This is a genomic window from Herbaspirillum sp. YR522 (assembly GCF_000282575.1).
GTDB lineage: Bacteria > Pseudomonadota > Gammaproteobacteria > Burkholderiales > Burkholderiaceae_D > Herbaspirillum.
The window spans coordinates 18,752-34,045 of the sequence record NZ_AKJA01000047.1 but is presented as its reverse complement, the minus strand read 5'-3'; the positions used below and the strand labels follow the sequence as shown (position 1 = coordinate 34,045).

At 65.3% G+C, this 15,294-nt stretch carries 16 protein-coding genes; 7 read left to right on the top strand and 9 right to left on the bottom strand.

The window, feature by feature from the left end; genetic code table 11:
- Window positions 1–113 precede the first annotated feature (113 nt).
- Window positions 114–1,709, top strand: coding sequence for a protein kinase (locus PMI40_RS08255; protein ID WP_008114043.1), 1,596 nt, complete (start codon window positions 114–116; stop codon window positions 1,707–1,709).
- Between the two features lie 164 nt (window positions 1,710–1,873).
- Here PMI40_RS08255 and PMI40_RS08250 read toward each other — a convergent pair whose 3' ends face one another.
- Window positions 1,874–3,109 (bottom strand): HD-GYP domain-containing protein, encoded by a 1,236-nt coding sequence (locus PMI40_RS08250; protein WP_008114042.1) that lies wholly within the window; start codon window positions 3,107–3,109, stop codon window positions 1,874–1,876.
- A gap of 283 nt (window positions 3,110–3,392) precedes the next feature.
- On the opposite strand from PMI40_RS08250, the gene PMI40_RS08245 reads away from it, so the two are divergent.
- From PMI40_RS08245 to PMI40_RS08235, 3 genes are all read left to right on the top strand, one after another.
- On the top strand, window positions 3,393–3,932 hold the full coding sequence (locus tag PMI40_RS08245; protein WP_008114040.1) for a hypothetical protein: 540 nt from the start codon (window positions 3,393–3,395) through the stop codon (window positions 3,930–3,932).
- A gap of 151 nt (window positions 3,933–4,083) precedes the next feature.
- Entirely contained in the window at window positions 4,084–5,112 is a 1,029-nt protein-coding gene (locus PMI40_RS08240) for a PHB depolymerase family esterase (protein WP_238540917.1), read from the top strand.
- A gap of 29 nt (window positions 5,113–5,141) precedes the next feature.
- Window positions 5,142–5,771, top strand: a complete 630-nt coding sequence (locus PMI40_RS08235) for a LysE family translocator (protein ID WP_008114038.1) — start codon at window positions 5,142–5,144, stop codon at window positions 5,769–5,771.
- Between the two features lie 36 nt (window positions 5,772–5,807).
- On the opposite strand, the gene PMI40_RS08230 is transcribed toward PMI40_RS08235, so the two are convergent.
- The gene (locus PMI40_RS08230) at window positions 5,808–6,023 is read right to left on the bottom strand and encodes an osmotically-inducible lipoprotein OsmB (RefSeq protein WP_008114036.1); all 216 of its coding nucleotides are present in this window, start codon (window positions 6,021–6,023) and stop codon (window positions 5,808–5,810) included.
- A 216-nt stretch (window positions 6,024–6,239) separates the two neighbouring features.
- On the opposite strand from PMI40_RS08230, the gene PMI40_RS08225 reads away from it, so the two are divergent.
- Complete coding sequence (locus PMI40_RS08225; RefSeq protein ID WP_008114034.1) at window positions 6,240–6,467, top strand: hypothetical protein; 228 nt, start codon at window positions 6,240–6,242, stop codon at window positions 6,465–6,467.
- A 41-nt stretch (window positions 6,468–6,508) separates the two neighbouring features.
- Window positions 6,509–7,243, top strand: coding sequence for an ABC transporter ATP-binding protein (locus PMI40_RS08220; RefSeq protein WP_008114033.1), 735 nt, complete (start codon window positions 6,509–6,511; stop codon window positions 7,241–7,243).
- Here PMI40_RS08220 and map read toward each other — a convergent pair whose 3' ends face one another.
- The 7 genes from map to PMI40_RS08185 all read right to left on the bottom strand — a co-directional run bounded on the left by map (window position 7,244) and on the right by PMI40_RS08185 (window position 13,852).
- A complete protein-coding gene (gene map / locus PMI40_RS08215; RefSeq protein WP_008114031.1) occupies window positions 7,244–8,041 on the bottom strand; it encodes a type I methionyl aminopeptidase in 798 nt (265 codons plus the stop codon). It lies immediately after the preceding gene.
- A 97-nt stretch (window positions 8,042–8,138) separates the two neighbouring features.
- A complete protein-coding gene (locus tag PMI40_RS08210) occupies window positions 8,139–8,750 on the bottom strand; it encodes a cupin domain-containing protein (RefSeq protein ID WP_008114030.1) in 612 nt (203 codons plus the stop codon).
- A 70-nt stretch (window positions 8,751–8,820) separates the two neighbouring features.
- A complete protein-coding gene (locus PMI40_RS08205; RefSeq protein WP_008114028.1) occupies window positions 8,821–9,990 on the bottom strand; it encodes an MFS transporter in 1,170 nt (389 codons plus the stop codon).
- Window positions 9,991–10,129: 139 nt separating this feature from the next.
- Window positions 10,130–11,278 carry a galactonate dehydratase gene (dgoD, locus tag PMI40_RS08200; RefSeq protein WP_008114026.1) on the bottom strand — a complete coding sequence of 383 codons (1,149 nt, stop codon included), beginning with the start codon at window positions 11,276–11,278 and terminating at the stop codon, window positions 10,130–10,132.
- 23 nt (window positions 11,279–11,301) lie between these two features.
- Window positions 11,302–11,934, bottom strand: a complete 633-nt coding sequence (locus PMI40_RS08195; RefSeq protein WP_008114025.1) for a 2-dehydro-3-deoxy-6-phosphogalactonate aldolase — start codon at window positions 11,932–11,934, stop codon at window positions 11,302–11,304.
- A 17-nt stretch (window positions 11,935–11,951) separates the two neighbouring features.
- A complete protein-coding gene (locus tag PMI40_RS08190; RefSeq protein ID WP_008114024.1) occupies window positions 11,952–12,917 on the bottom strand; it encodes a 2-dehydro-3-deoxygalactonokinase in 966 nt (321 codons plus the stop codon).
- An 8-nt stretch (window positions 12,918–12,925) separates the two neighbouring features.
- Window positions 12,926–13,852 (bottom strand): aldose 1-epimerase, encoded by a 927-nt coding sequence (locus PMI40_RS08185; RefSeq protein WP_008114023.1) that lies wholly within the window; start codon window positions 13,850–13,852, stop codon window positions 12,926–12,928.
- Window positions 13,853–14,281: 429 nt separating this feature from the next.
- Between PMI40_RS08185 and PMI40_RS08180 the strand changes: the two genes are divergently transcribed.
- Window positions 14,282–15,256, top strand: coding sequence for an ABC transporter substrate-binding protein (locus tag PMI40_RS08180; RefSeq protein WP_008114022.1), 975 nt, complete (start codon window positions 14,282–14,284; stop codon window positions 15,254–15,256).
- The last annotated feature ends 38 nt before the right edge of the window (window positions 15,257–15,294 follow it).

Genomic DNA, 15,294 nt, shown 5'->3' with positions numbered 1-15,294 from the left:
CGTGCCGCACCGAACCGGGGCATGTCGCGCCGGAACCCGGCCGCGGCACCAGCCACTCATCCCTATCCCGGCGCTGCCTGTTGCGCGCCCGTTGCCGACAGCCAAGAGAAATCATGAAATCCGAACCCATCAATGCCCAGGCCGGCGCCTTCTATACCGGCGCTGCCAACGAACAACCTGTCAACTCACCGCAGCCGGCGCCGCAACCGCCGCCGATGAGCAGGCGCGAACCCAGTCCTGATCGGCACGGAGCCATGGCCACGCAGCTACGCGACTCCCTGCGCGGCAGCCCACAGGCAGGGAGCGCGAGCCATCCGTCGCCCACCACATCAGTGCGCTCGGCGGACCTTGGTCCACTGGAACCCACTTCACTGGAGCAATACATCAAAGCGCTCGACGACATCGAGAAAAAGGCCGTCGACTACCTGCAGCAACATCGGCAGGCACGCCAGCAGCTGTTGCAGTCCTGGCCATCGGTGATGACTTTCGCGCAGGTCGAGGAGACGTTCCAGCATCATTGGCAGGAAGCCATGGACCAAGCGGGGTATCAGGCGCTGTCGAGCCAGAAGCTGTCCGGCGACGAAAAAGACCAGGCTGACGCCGACGAGAGCAGGATGACCGAGCGGGTGGGCGACCTCGTCATCCAGGAGTTGGCGCAGCAGGGGTGGTTCATGAACCCCAGGCCGGATGGACTGAAATGGGGTGCGGGTTCTCCGCTGACGCTGCTCAAGAACGGCGACTTCGCCAGCGTGCAACCCGACAGCGCGGTCAGGGAAAAAGCTGGCGAGCACGGCGCTGTGCGGTTCCTGTCGACGCCGTTGCGCCAGGTGACGGACGGTGCTTCCGCGCATGCCGGGCTGGCGTTGAAGGTGCCCCACGGCGATGGCTGGCAGACTGCACATCATGAACTGGAGGGGTACAGAACCATCATCGCTGAAGCCGGATTGCATCCGAACCTGATGGTCGCGCTGGGCGAGGCCCGCACCAACAATGTTTCCGGACTACTTTTCATGGCCGTGCCAGGCGGTGTCGGTGACCGCTTCCTGGGGGCATTGAAACAGGCCAGACAGCAGCAGAAGATATCCGCATCCGAGTCCGAGCAAGTGCTGGCATTGCTTCTGCACCGAGGTCTTTCGGTGATCGACCATTGCCGCCGTGCCTCGGTCTGCATCAGTGACATGAAGCCAGCCAACTTCATCGTCGACGAGAGGAGTGGCGAGCCGATTTTCTACGACCTGGGACTATGGACCCGGGAAAACGAGGTGGTCACGGGTTCCACGAGGCGTTATGCGCCGCCCGAGGCCAACGAGGACCAAGGCGATGTGGTCGATCACAGAAGTGACATGTTCGGCCTGGTGGCAAGCCTGAGCGAGGCGATCGGCGGCGGCGAACCGATGTTCCGCAAGAGCGGTGAGTCGAAAGTCAATGTGATGCCCAACCTGATCGATGCCGACGAGCAGGATGTCGAAGCCAACATCCGTCATCCCGCCGATGCCCGCGAAACCCCTCTGTGGCAATTGGCCGCGCGACTGATGTACCAGGGAATGGACGGACAGCGCAACATGCGCAAGGACGACCGCATGTCCATGCAGGACGCGTTGGAACAGGTGACGCTGCTGCGTGCAGGGCACGATGAAGCCCATGTGCTGGAGATCATGAAGCGCCTCTCGCGTGATGCCTCCACAGCTGGCGCTGGCCCAAGCACCTGATCGAGCTACAGGCCCGATATCGTCCGGGCGTGACGGCGCTGCGGCTTCGATACCGTCCTGCGGACCTACTCAGTCCGAACGGTCTTGGCCGATCGAAAAAAATCCATTCCCGTTCGCACCGGGTAGCTGCCTTGGCAGCGTATCCAAGGCGCTCCCTTGATGCCTCAGGCCTGTGCCTTGGGCACGCCGTCGGCAGAACCGTCCAATCCGCTCAGGTGTTCCTCGATCAACCCCTGGGGTTTGAGCCAGTCCTGGCCGCTGCGCTCGACGATGAAATCGGGTTGGCTGCCATCGGACAGGTCGATGATCTCGCTTTCGGCGACATCCATCGACTGCGTGGTGGTGAAGGCCTTGACCACCGGCTTGGTCAGGTTCTGCTGGTTCTGGCGGATCACCAGCGCGGTGCGTCCGGAGTGCAGCTTGACGATCGAGCCGATCGGATAGATGCCGAGCGTCTTGACGAAGGCCAGGTAGATCGAGCGATCGAAGTGCCCGCTCCAGGTAGCCATCTTGGCGACCGACTCGGCCGGGTCCCAGCCGGCCTTGTAAGGGCGTTCGGAGGTCACCGCGTCATATACGTCGCAGATCGCGGCCATGCGCGAGTAGACCGAGATCTGGGCGCCCCGCTGCTTGTTGGGGTAGCCGGTGCCATCGACCTTCTCGTGATGGTGCAGGCAGACATCGGCGGCGTAGTCAGGCACGCTGGACGAACTTCTCAGATATTCATAGCCCAGGCTGGGATGGCGCTGGATGATGCGGTATTCCTGGTCGGTCAGCTTGTCGGGCTTATTGAGGATATCCAGCGGAATGAAGGCCTTGCCCACGTCGTGCAGGTAGCCCGCCAGCCCGGCTTCCTTGCAGGCGACGTCGTCCATGCCCAGGGTGCGCCCCAGTGCCACCATCATCGTGCATACCGCGATCGAGTGCAGGTAGGTGTATTCGTCGGCGCGCTTGAGCCTGACCACGCCGAGAAACGCATTCGAATCGCGCGCCAGCGACGCCGTGATCTCTTCCACCAGGTGCTGGCAGCGGTCGATATCAAGGGCTCGGCCCAGGCGCGCGTGCTTGAACATCACCAGGGTGGCGCTCTTGGCCTCGGCAAAGATGCGCATCGCTTCGCGCAGTTCGGTCTCGAATTGCTCCTCGGGTGTGGCCGCCGCAGGAGCCGGGTCTTGTCCATCGGGCTCGGACGCTGCCGGCGTCGTGCCCACGTCCTGCCCCAGGGCCGGGTCGATCCAGCAGAATTCGACACCCGCCGCCTGGGCCTCGATCACCTCCGTAGCCCGCTTGAGCAGGAATTTATTGCGCCAGAACGGGGTGTCGATCCACGGCCCATCGAAGCCGCAGAAATACATGCCGATGCGCAACTCGCTGACGCTGATTCGTTTGAGTGGATTCATTTGGGAAGCACTGAGGGTTCGACATGGGCGTGGCGGCTCTAATGTACTGCATGCGCAGGAAAATGATCAGCAGGAAAATCCTGATTGGCTTTTTTGACAATATTGACTAAGTTAGCCGGACAGGTCGGAAAACGTAGATGACCGGGCGAGGCACCAGCAGATGCAATATGGCAACGTCTGGCTGGTATTGTCGTGCGGCATCACACAGGGCAAGCAAGCAGTGCGTACGGGCGTGGCCGCGGGGGCGGTGCCTGGCGCATGATCAAACAAAGCCGAGGGGGCCATGCCTGACGCCACAAGAACGAGCATTCATCATTTTATCCAGCACACGGTCAATTCCGATGCGGCGCGACAGCGCCACGCCCATGCCACGCCGCACGTCTTGCTGATCTTCGATGCATCCGGTTGCGTGACCAGATCCGACCTGGCGGTACTGCGCTCGATGGTGTCGGGCATCTTGGTCGACATCAAGGCCGAGGTCTCGCTGATCTGCGTCAATCATCGCGCCGACCTGGCCACGCCCTACGATCCGGCTACGGCGACCACCGCCGGCAGTGCGGATGCGCACCGTGCGAGCGACGTCGACATGTTCTGCGTGCTGGCGGACCACTTGTGCGATCCCGCCGACCGCTACGATGGCATCGTGGTCATGACCGAGGGCATGTTTGCGCCTTTCACGGCGCAGGCCCTGCACTATGCCGTGACCGGCGACAGGTCCTGCAGCGACCAGCTGGTGTTGCCACCGATTGGGTTTTTCCAGTTCTCGTCGGGCGCGATTCCGTGCGACCCGGTGCATGTGGTGACGCGGCATGTATCCCTCTAGCTGGGCGAAGATGGCATCGAGGCGGCAGGCCGGCTGAACCGAGTGCTTCGCCCAGGGTCCCATCCCCATCTGCTTTTCACGGGCAACGAACATGTTCGGCAAGCTCAACAAGCGATGGCTGAGGTCCCTGCGAAAAGCCGGTCGATCTCAGATGAAACAGGTCGGTCGGGCATTGAAGGACTTGCGCAAGACCCCGGCGCCGACCCGTACCCGTCGGGTTTCCACTTCCAGGCCGGCGCAGCCTGCCGTTGCCGCACGCGGCACCGGCGTGGCTGGCGCCTGGACTGCCGGCATTCATGTCACCCAGGGTCTGGCGGTGCGCCGCATGCGCTACCGGCTGTTCGTGCCCGACGCGGTTACGGGGCGTGCGGGGCCGCCGCTGGTGGTGATGCTGCATGGCTGCGGGCAGGACGCCGCCGATTTCGCGGCCGGCACCGGCATGAACCGGGCGGCGGCCGCCAAGGGCTACGCCGTGCTGTATCCCGAGCAGTCGCTGCGCAGCCATCCTCATCGCTGCTGGAAGTGGTACGACGCCGCCACCCAGCGCGGCGGTGGCGATATCGAGACGATCGCCGACATGATCGAGAAAGTCGTCGCGCGGCATGGTATCGACCGGCAGCGCATCTATGCGTGCGGCATGTCGGCCGGGGCCGCGATGGCGCAGTTGCTGGCGCTGACCCATCCACGCCTGGTGGCAGCGGTAGGCATGCACTCGGGGCCGGTCCTGGCCGCGCCGCGCACGGCAGTCGGCGCCTACGGCCTGATGCAGCATGGCAGCACCAGCGCGATGGCGCCAATACGGGCGTTGCTGGCTGCCGACCCCGCGTTTCCACCCATGCCGGCGATCGTCATCGGCGGTATCGACGACGATGTCGTGCGCCTGGTCAACCAGGTGCAGCTGGTGCAGCAGTTCACCACGCTGCATCATGCCGGCCCACTGCTGGTCGCGCCGCTGGCGACCAAGTACTTCGGCCGGGCGTCGTCGGCCTGGCCACGCAAGCGCGCCATGCATGTGGCCGATTTCAAGGATGGGGCGGCAGTGGTGGTCAGGTCGGTGCAGATCCAGGGGCTGGGGCACGCCTGGAGCGGCGGTGACGAGGCATTTTCATACAACGCCAAGGGGCCGGACGCGAGCAGGTTGATGCTGGCGTTCTTCGCGCGGCATCGGCGTAGAATCTAGCTCTTTCGGTCTTCCGCGAGAGCCTGCCCATGGATGCCCTGTTATTCATACCCGTCGCCATCATGCTGGCCCTGGTCCCCGGCCCCAATAACTTCTGCGCACTCAACAACGGCCTGCGCCGGGGTATCGGCATGGCGCTGCTGGCCACCTTCGGCCGCGTGACCGCCTTTGCGATCTTCCTGACCATCTCGGCGGTCGGCCTGGGGGCGATGCTGCTGGCATCCGAGACGGCCTTCACGGCGGTCAAGTGGGTGGGGGCGGTGTATCTGTTCTACCTGGGCTGGCGCGCCTGGCGCAGCCGCGAGTTCCAGGGCCTGGCACTGGCCGATGGCGCAATGCAGACCCAGGATGTGCCCAGGAGCGCCTGGGCGCTGGCGCTGCAGGAGTTCCTGCTGGGCATCACCAACCCCAAGGCCATCATGCTGTTTGCGGCGATCTTCCCGCAGTTCATCGATGCGTCCAGGCCGGCGGCGCACCAGTTCCTGGTGCTGGGCTCGATCTACCTGGGAGCGGAGTTCGTGTCCAGTGCCGTGTACTCGGCCTGCGGACGGCAGATCCGGCACGTCATCCGCACCTCGCGCGGCGTGGCGCGCCTGAACAAGATCACCGGCGGTTTCTTCATCGGCGCTGGTGCGCTACTGCTGGCGGCGCGCCAGTAGGCGGCCATGGTCAGCGGTGATGGCCAGCGCCAGCCATCAGCGGCCCACCTGGTGCCCGATCACCCCGCCCACGGCAGCACCACCGGCAGTACCGATGCCGCTGCCGCCGGTCAGGATGGCACCGCCTACCGCACCGATGGTGGCGCCGATGGCAGTGTTCTTGTCGCGTCGGCTCATGTTGCTGCAGCCGCTCATTGCGGCCAGGGCGCAGACGGTAACGGTGACGACGGTGATCTTGTGAATGGCTTTCATGATTGGCTCTTGATCGAATGGTTGATGATGTCGGCGCATTCGAAATGCGACGGAATGTAGACCTCAACATTAGCAATAGATTCTCGAAGTTTGCTTTATGAAAACTATCGCTTACAGTTGTTACATATTGCATCCGACCGGCGCCCGCTCCGGCAAGCTGCCGTTGTCCGGCATGCCGGGGCCCGGACTCCGGGCACTTGCTCCCGAGAGGCTTCCATGGACTTGCCCGCCTTGACATCCCGTTCACCGTCGCTGGGCGACGTACTGGCCCTGGTCCTGTCGTTTGGCTGGGAAGGGGTGTGGATCATCTGGTTGGGAGTGCGTCACGCGGTCTGGGCCGAAGCGCTGGCCGGCCTGCTGATCACGATATTGCTGTGGCGTCATATCGGCATCGCCCTGTGGCAGTGGCGGCGCGCTGCGAAGGGCCCTGCGGTTGCGTTATAGTGCGGCCTTCGTCACCTCTTAAAGTTACCAAGGATCCGGTTGTGAGCATCAACGCGCAAGGTCCCGCCGAGACCGTGCTGAAGGTCAGCGGGCTAAATGCTTTCTATGGCCGCGCCCATATCCTGTTCGATCTCGACCTGGAGCTGGCCCGTGGCGAGGTGGTGGCCTTGATGGGGCGCAATGGCGCCGGCAAGTCGACCACCATGAAGGCCATCATGGGCATGCTGCCCGGCACCATCGGCCGGGTCGAGTTCCGGGGTCACGATATCAGCCATGCCCAGCCCTTCCAGCGATCGCGCCTGGGCCTGGGCTTCGTGCCGGAAGACCGGCGCGTCTTCACCGACCTGACCGTGCTGCAGAACCTGGAAGTGGGGCGCCAGCCGGCCCGTCCGGGCGCCGTCACCTGGACTCCCGAAAAGCTGTTTGCGTTGTTTCCCAACCTGGGGGAGATGCCGCATCGCCCGGGCGGGCAGATGAGCGGCGGCGAGCAGCAGATGCTGACCGTGGCGCGCACGCTGATGGGCAACCCCCACATGGTGTTGCTGGACGAGCCGTCCGAGGGTGTCGCACCGCTGATCGTGGAGCAGATGGCCAACATGATCACCACCCTCAAGCGCGAGGGCATGGCCATCCTGCTGTCCGAGCAGAACCTGCGTTTCGCCGAACTGGTCAGCGACCGCGCCTACGTGCTCGATAACGGCCAGCTGCGCTACCAGGGCAGCATGCAGCAGCTGGCAGCCGATGAAGAACTGCGTCGCACCAGCCTGTCGGCCTGATCAGTTGCTGGTGGCGATGGGCGGATAGTCGCCGAAGCCTTCGGGCCACGGCGTCAGGATCTCGTAGCCGTTGGCCGTCACCACCACCATGTGTTCCCATTGCGCCGACAACGAGCCGTCGGCGGTCACTACCGTCCAGCCATCGTCGAGTTGCTGGCTGTGGCGCTTGCCGGCGTTGAGCATCGGTTCGATGGTGAAGATCATGCCTTCGCGCAGCGGCAGGCCGGTGCCGGCCAGGCCGTAATGCAATACCTGCGGTTCGTCGTGATAGACGGTGCCGATGCCGTGGCCGCAATATTCGCGTACCACCGAAAAGCCGTCGCGGTGCGCGACCGACTGGATCGCATGGCCGATGTCGCCCAGGGTGGCGCCCGGGCGCACCGTGCGAATGCCGGCGCACATGGCTTCATAGGTGGTGTCGACCAGCTTTCTTGCCTGCGACGATACCGGGCCGACCGTGTACATGCGGCTGCAGTCGCCGTACCAGCCGTCCTTGATGACCGCCACGTCGATGTTGACGATGTCGCCATTCTTCAGTTTCTGGCGCGACGGGATGCCGTGGCAGATCACTTCGTTGACCGAGGCGCAGATGGTCTTGGGAAAGCCGTGATAGCCGATATTGGCGGGTGTGGCCTTTTGTACCTTGACGATGTGGTCCTGGCAGATGCGATCCAGTTCGTCGGTGGTGACACCGGCCTTGACATGCTCGGCCACCACTTGCAGCACTTCAGCGGCGAGTTGTCCGGCGCTGCGCGCCTGGGCTATTTCTGCGGCGTTACGCAGCTTTACTTTTTTCATGCGGTTTCTTTCCGGTTGAACCATCGCTTGGCGCGTGGCGCCCCATTGTAGCGATTAACGCCACGGCCTGGGTGGGTGGCTAAGACGCATCCCGGGTCTACTTGCCAGATGAGTGTTCGTCGCGCGGCCAGAGTTGCATCAGCGGTGCGGACGCGCCACGCACCGGGTCGCGGTCCGGAAACGGCAGCGTGCGTATGCGCTCCAGCATGGCCTGGTCCGGCGCCCTGGTGACGACGTCCCATCGCTGCCCTGCCGGATAACCACCGACCACCAGGAAGTCGGCGCTGGCCGCGACCCGGCAATGCCCGGTGCCGGCCGGCAGCACCACCACGTCGCCGCGCTTGACGTCGACCGTGCGTCCGCCCGGGCCGCCCAGCATCAGGCTGGCGCTGCCGGCGGCAATGCCCAGTACCTCGTGCGCGGTAGAGTGGTAGTGGTGGTAGTCGTAGACGCCGTCGCGCCACTGCGCCGGCCAGCCGTTGGTGGCGAACAGGTCTTCCATGCGGGCGGCGATATCGCCGGCGTCGAACACGTTGCGGTAGTGCAATACCGGCAGGTTCGGGTTGTTGGGCACCCAGTCGTGGGGCGCCAGCTTGAAGTGTTCCGGCGCGCTGGCCACGGCGGCGGCCGAGGCTCCGCCCGGCAGTGCGGCCAGCGTGCAGGCGGCCAGCCAGGTGTGGACAAAATCCCTGCGGCTGAAGTTGTGCATGCGAATTCCTCCTCAATGAACTAGGCGGTAGGTGCGATGCACCCTGGGTTAGTTCCCCCGCCGGCGGCGCCTAGATGAAGCGGCGCACCGGACGCGCACCGAACAACGCGATGGTCGTCATCACCAGCGCCACGCCCACGAAACCGAGACGCAGGCCGGCATGGTCGGCCACGCCGCCGATCATGACCGGGCCGACCAGCATGCCGACGTAGGCAAAGCGCGCCACGGCGGCGATGCTTTCGGCCGCGTTCATGCCCGGCACCCGGGCCGCCGCCAGGAAGTAGATCGGCATCAGGTTGGCCATGCCCAGGCCGGCCAGCAACAGGCCGGCGATGGTGGTGGCCGGCGCCGGCAACGCCGCGGCAGCGGCGATGCCGAGGGCGCCCAGCGTGGCGCTGGCGGTGAGGGTGCGCAGGCCGCCCAGCCGGGAGCGGATGCCGTCGCCGAACAGGCGACCCAGCGCCATGCCGGTCGAGAATGCGGCGTAGCTGTAGCTGACCCACGCCGCTGGCGACTGGGCCACATCGCGCATGTAGACGGCGGCCCAGTCGTACATGCCGCCTTCGCACACCAACGCCATGAAGGCCACGCAACCCAGCACCAGCACCATGCGCCGCGCGTGGCGGTCGCCGTCGGTGTGCTGCTGCGTGTCGTGCGGCAAGGCATCGGGCAACAGGTGGCGGCCACCCCACAGGGCCACGGCCAGCGTGAGCCCGGCGACCACGATGGCATGCGCCAGCGGCGACAGGCCGGGTACGGCGCCCAGGGCCGCCCCGGCGATGCCGCCGATGCTGAACATGGCGTGCAAGGTCGACATGATGGGCTTGGTGCGGGCGTTCTCCACCAGCGCCGCCTGCACACTCATGGCGACGTCGAAAGCGGCCATGGCTGTGCCGAACACCAGCAGTAGAAGCACCAGCAGCGGGAACACCGGCATCAGCGGGATGGCCAGCAGGGCAGCGGCGTACAGCATGCCAGCCAGGCGCAGGCCGCGCGCGCTGCCGACCTTGGCCAGCCACTTGCCGCAACGGCCCATGCTCAGCAAGGCGCCGCCGGCTACGGCCAGCATCGCCACCGACAACCAGGCGTCGGACAGCGAGAATCGATCCTTCACCGATGGGATCAGTACGCCCCAGGTGGCGAAGGTGGCGCCGTTGACGAAGAACTGGGCCATGGTGGTCCAGGTGGCGCGGCGCAGCCGGGTATCGGTGGGGGTGAAGCAGGCGGGCTGGTGGGGCATGGAGCGGGGCGCATGAAAAGGGGAGGCGGCAGTGTGCCACGTTCGCCGCCGGTGTGCAGCGCTGCGCGCCGCAGCCTGTCGTGCGATCACGCCGGACAGCCCAAGGGGCCCGGCCCGGGCAGGACCAGGCCGCGCGCGCTTACCACTCGGCGAAACTGCCATCCTTGTGGCGCCAGATCGGATTGCGCCAGCGATGGCCCACCTCGGCGCGCTGGCGCACGTACTGCTCGTTGATCTCGATGCCCAGCCCCGGACCTTGCGGGATCTTCACATAGCCGTCCTCGTAGGCAAACACGCCCTGGTCGGTGATGTAGTCGAGCAGGTCGTTGCTTTCGTTGTAGTGGATGCCCAGGCTCTGCTCCTGGATGAAGGCGTTGTAGGCACCGGCGTCCACCTGCAGGCACGAGGCCAGCGCGATCGGGCCCAGCGGGCAGTGCAGGGCGACGGCCACGTCGTAGGCCTCGGCCATGGCGGCGATCTTGCGGGTCTCGGTGATGCCGCCGGCATGCGACACATCGGGCTGGATGATGTCGACGTAGCCTTCGGACAGGATGCGCTTGAAATCCCAGCGCGAGTAAAGGCGTTCGCCCAGCGCAATCGGGGTGGCCGTGATGTGGGCGATTTCGCGCAGCGCTTCGGCGTTCTCCGACAGCACCGGCTCTTCGATGAACATCAGCTTGTAGGGCTCGAGTTCCTTGATCAGGGCCTTGGCCATGGGCTTGTGCACACGGCCGTGGAAGTCGACCCCGATGCCCACGTTGGGTCCCACCGCTTCGCGTACTGCCTGCACGTTGGCCAGCGTCAGCTCGATCTTGTCGAAGCTGTCGATGAATTGCAGTTCCTCGGTGCCGTTCATCTTGACCGCGGTAAAGCCACGGGCCACGGCGCTCCTGGCGGCCGCCGCAGTGTCGGCCGGCCGGTCGCCGCCGATCCACGAATACACACGGATCGAGTCGCGCACCGCGCCACCGAGCAGTTGGTGCACCGGCTGGCCGAGCGACTTGCCCTTGATATCCCACAAGGCCTGGTCGATGCCGGCCAGCGCGCTCATGTGGATGGCGCCGCCCCGGTAGAAGCCGCCACGATAGAGCACGGTCCAGTGGTCTTCGATGTTGCGCGGGTCGCGTCCGATCAGGTAGTCGGCCAGTTCCTCGACGGCCGCGGCCACGCTGTGGGCGCGACCCTCGACGATGGGCTCGCCCCAGCCGACGATGCCTTCGTCGGTCTCGATCTTGAGGAAGCACCAGCGTGGCGGCACGATGAAGGTGGTGATGTTGGTGATTTTCATTGGTTGTTTTTTGTCAGGATGGATCAGGCCGCCCAGGCGGCCACGAAAGCTTGCGCACGCTGGCGCACCTCATCGGCCGACAGGCCGGGGGTATACAGGGCCGAGCCGAGGCCGAAGCCGCTGGCGCCCGCCTGGCGGAACACCGCCATGCCCTGCGGCGTGATGCCGCCGACCGGCAGCAGGGCGATGCCGGGGGCGATCACCGCGCGCCAGGCCTTGACCACGGTCGGACCCAGTTGCTCGGCCGGGAACATCTTGAGCACGTCGGCGCCGGCGGCCAGTGCCGCGAACGCTTCGGTGACGGTGGCGACGCCCGGCGCGCAATACAGGCCGGCGCGCTTGGCCGCGCCGATCACGGCCGCATCGCTGTGCGGCATGACGATCAGCTGGCCGCCCACCGACGCCACCTGGTCCACCTGCTGTGGCTGCAGCACGGTGCCGGCACCGACGATGCAGTCGGCCGGCAGGCTGCGGCGCAGGGTGGCAATGCTGTCGAGCGGTTGCGGTGAATTGAGCGGTACCTCGATCACGCGAAAGCCGCTCTCATAGAGTGCCGCGCCGATGGCTTCGACTTCGGTCGGGCGTACGCCGCGCAGGATGGCGATCATGCCGGTGCGCGCAAGTGCGTCGTGCAAGGGGGTAGGGGGGGTAGTCATGTGTTCCTTTGGCGGGGTCAGGCGACCAGCCCCGCATGTTGTGCCAGGCTCCATAGCCCGATCTCGGTGGCGGCCGCCGCTTCGCTGACCGGGCCCATGCCATAAAGCTCCAGCACCAGGCGGTAACGACGGCACAGGCCGGCATCGCCAATGAGGCCGATACGCTGCGGTTGTTGCAACGCCAGTTGCTTGAGTGCGTTCAGTTCGTGCCCGATCAATAGACCCGACAGGTAGTCGGCCTGGGCCCGGGGCGCCAGTTCGCCGGTCAATCCCAGGGTCCGGCAGCTGAAGATGTTGGACAGCACGCCAGCCTGGCCGTCCAGGCTTTGCGCCACGCGCGCGCCGCGCATGAAGGCGCCGTCGTCGGGCGTGTCGGCCGCCTGCATGGTGCGGCCCAGGATGGTGTGGGCGCTCAGGGCGGCGTACACCTCGCCGGTCATGAAGGTATCGAAGTGCACGATGCGGCCATTGGTCACCCGCACCCATTTGGAATGGGTACCGGGCAGGCCGACCAGCAATTCGTCATCGCGCCACTGGCGCAGGGCGCCGATGATCTGGGTTTCCTCGCCGCGCATCACATTGGGCAGCGTCGACATCTGCAGCAGGCCCGGCACGATATGCAGCGTGCGCCCCAGTCCGGTATCGACGGCCAGCAATTTGCGGGCGATGCGTTCCGGCGCCAGCGGCACCGTCAGGTAGGCCGCTTCCTGCCAGCCCTGATTGCTGCCGACCATGCCGGCTGCGATCAGCGGCGCGTCGGGGGCCTCCGCCAGCCAGTCGCCGCAGGCAGCCTGCAGCGCGGCCTGGAAGGCCAGGTGCGGTTGCCGTGCCGCGCCTTCGGTGGCGGGCAACTGCATGATGCCCCATGGATGCGCACGTCGCTCCAGCACCGTGCCGGCCGCATCGAAGCGATAGCAGCGCAGCGAGGAAGTGCCCCAGTCCAGCGCGATCAACGCGCAATCGTCTTGCTCTTTGACGGTCATTGCTTGCTCTACAGATCGCTCACGCCGAAACGGGTGAGCAAGACCATGTCTTCGCCTGGCGCCAGGTCGATCAGTCCCGGGCGGTTGGGCAGGTGGAAGGCATCGATCGGATGGGTGATCGGCTCCAGGCAGAAATAGCCCAGGCCGGGTGGACGGTACAGCAGCGAGTAACCGCTGCGATCGGTGGTGTGCATCTGCAGCCGCAGGCAACGAGTCGGGTCGACGATCATGGCCAGGCCATCCCAGCCCTCGTAGCAGTTGTCTACCAGCGGGCCGTCGAGCGCGGCCGGGCGGTTGTAGTCCCAGGTATCGGGCAGCTTGCGACTGAAACCGGTGGGAATGGGATCGTCGCCCGAGAGCCATACGCCGCGCGAACGGAACTGCAGGCGGGTGTTGGCGTCATGCAAGAAATAAGGATGCAGCCCGAGCCCGAAGGGCATCGTCTGCGATCCTTCATTGCATACCCGCAGCTCGATCTCCAGCGCGTTCTCGCGCAGCGTCAGCAACTGGCGCGCGCGATAGGTGTAGGGATTGCCGGCGAAACGGTCCGAGCTCAGTTCCAGCGCCATCCGGTCTTCACCCAGGCTGCTCACGCTCCAGGCCTGCAGCCAGCCATCGCCGTGGATCGGATAGGCTTCGCCGGCGCGATTGGGGGCCACCGGGTAGCGTGACTGGCCGACCTCGAAGCCGCCACCGGTGATGCGATTGGACCAGGGCACCAGCGGGAAGCAGGCGGTGCTGTACAGGTCGGTCCGCTCCAGGTCGGCAGGGCGAAACAGCGGAAGCCATTGGTTGCCGCGTTGCCAGTCCCAGGCGGCGATGCTGCCGCCGCGTTCGGGGGTGACGCGCAGGCGCTGGCGGCCCGCTTGCAATGTATGAATCTTCGGCAGCGCCCGGGAGCCTGCACGGGGTGTGTCAATCGCTCGGGAAGGCATATGTCTCGTATGTGATGGCGTGCTGCACGGTGGGCAGATGTGCCTGTGCGCCCAGCTGCGAAGCCCCCTTGGGACTGGCGCGCATCGGCACCGTGACGAAAAACAGGCTGATCCTAACATTGGCCTGCGATGCGGAATAATGAAAAAAAGATTGCAAACGATATCAAAATTGTTTGTCTGCACGCCGGGCTTGTCCTGCCGGCCGAGATGTGCGAATCGGTATCGGATACCCGCAAAAATTCATTGGATGACGTTTTGGCGCTCTCCTAATATGGGAGCCGCGAATCGGGGACCGTGTCTGGCCCCTACGATTTGGGATCGACCACCTGCCGCATATCAACAAGTCCAAAGCTCATCGCGGCGCGTGGCGGTCATTTCAACCCGCACATAACAAGGAAATCGCACGATTTCCAGACAACGGAGACGACAATGAACACCAAGAGACGGGCGCTGCTGGGCGCTGCCATCTGCATCGGCCTGGGCGCGACCGGCATGGGCTTGCCGGCGCTGGCGGCCGACAAGCCGCTGACCATGGGATTCTCGCAGGTCGGCGCCGAGAGCGAATGGCGCACCGCCAACACGGTCTCGATCAAGGAAGCCGCCAAGGCCGCCAAGGTCAACCTGAAGTTCGCCGATGCGCAGCAGAAGCAGGAGAACCAGGTCAAGGCGATCCGCTCCTTCATCGCCCAGAAGGTCGATGTGATCGCCTTCTCGCCGGTGGTCGAATCGGGTTGGGAAACCGTGCTGCGCGAGGCCCGTGCCGCCAAGATCCCGGTGATCCTGACCGACCGCGCGGTCAACGTCAGCGACAAGTCGCTGTACGTGACCTTCATCGGCTCGGACTTCGTCGAGGAAGGCCGGCGCGCGGCGCGCTGGCTGCTGGAGCGCGCCAAGACGCTGCCGGCCGGGGATATCAATATCGTCGAGCTGCAAGGCACCGTGGGCTCGGCCCCGGCCATCGACCGCAAGTCGGGCTTCGAGCAGCAGATCAAGGCCGATCCGCGCCTCAAGATCATCCGCTCCCAGACCGGCGACTTCACCCGCGCCAAGGGCAAGGAAGTGATGGAGGCCTTCCTGAAGGCCGACGGCAAGAAGATCAATGTGCTCTATGCGCATAACGACGACATGGCCATCGGCGCCATCCAGGCCATCGAGGAAGCGGGCATGAAGCCGGGCAAGGATATCCTGGTGATCTCGATCGACGGCGTCAAGGGCGCCTTCGAGGCGATGATGGCCGGCAAGCTCAATGTCACCGTCGAGTGCAGCCCGCTGCTGGGCCCGCAATTGATGCAGATCGCCAAGGACATCAAGGCCGGCAAGGAAGTCCCCAAGCGCATCACGACCGAAGAGAGCGTGTTCCCGGCCGAGGTCGCCGCCAAGGAATTCCCCAACCGCAAGTATTGATGCCGGCCGGCGCCTGCGTCGCCCTGGCGGCGCCGGCG

Bases quoted from the DNA above. Each gene is read 5' to 3' on its own strand.
- PMI40_RS08235 (WP_008114038.1), top strand. From the start codon at position 5,142: ATGGATGCCCTGTTATTCATACCCGTCGCCATCATGCTGGCCCTGGTC.
- PMI40_RS08245 (WP_008114040.1), top strand. From the start codon at position 3,393: ATGCCTGACGCCACAAGAACGAGCATTCATCATTTTATCCAGCACACG.
- PMI40_RS08205 (WP_008114028.1), bottom strand. From the start codon at position 9,990: ATGCCCCACCAGCCCGCCTGCTTCACCCCCACCGATACCCGGCTGCGC.
- dgoD (WP_008114026.1), bottom strand. From the start codon at position 11,278: ATGAAAATCACCAACATCACCACCTTCATCGTGCCGCCACGCTGGTGC.
- PMI40_RS08180 (WP_008114022.1), top strand. From the start codon at position 14,282: ATGAACACCAAGAGACGGGCGCTGCTGGGCGCTGCCATCTGCATCGGC.
- map (WP_008114031.1), bottom strand. From the start codon at position 8,041: ATGAAAAAAGTAAAGCTGCGTAACGCCGCAGAAATAGCCCAGGCGCGC.
- PMI40_RS08190 (WP_008114024.1), bottom strand. From the start codon at position 12,917: ATGACCGTCAAAGAGCAAGACGATTGCGCGTTGATCGCGCTGGACTGG.
- PMI40_RS08255 (WP_008114043.1), top strand. From the start codon at position 114: ATGAAATCCGAACCCATCAATGCCCAGGCCGGCGCCTTCTATACCGGC.
- PMI40_RS08195 (WP_008114025.1), bottom strand. From the start codon at position 11,934: ATGACTACCCCCCCTACCCCCTTGCACGACGCACTTGCGCGCACCGGC.
- PMI40_RS08230 (WP_008114036.1), bottom strand. From the start codon at position 6,023: ATGAAAGCCATTCACAAGATCACCGTCGTCACCGTTACCGTCTGCGCC.
- PMI40_RS08210 (WP_008114030.1), bottom strand. From the start codon at position 8,750: ATGCACAACTTCAGCCGCAGGGATTTTGTCCACACCTGGCTGGCCGCC.
- PMI40_RS08250 (WP_008114042.1), bottom strand. From the start codon at position 3,109: ATGAATCCACTCAAACGAATCAGCGTCAGCGAGTTGCGCATCGGCATG.
- PMI40_RS08185 (WP_008114023.1), bottom strand. From the start codon at position 13,852: ATGCCTTCCCGAGCGATTGACACACCCCGTGCAGGCTCCCGGGCGCTG.
- PMI40_RS08225 (WP_008114034.1), top strand. From the start codon at position 6,240: ATGGACTTGCCCGCCTTGACATCCCGTTCACCGTCGCTGGGCGACGTA.
- PMI40_RS08240 (WP_238540917.1), top strand. From the start codon at position 4,084: ATGAAACAGGTCGGTCGGGCATTGAAGGACTTGCGCAAGACCCCGGCG.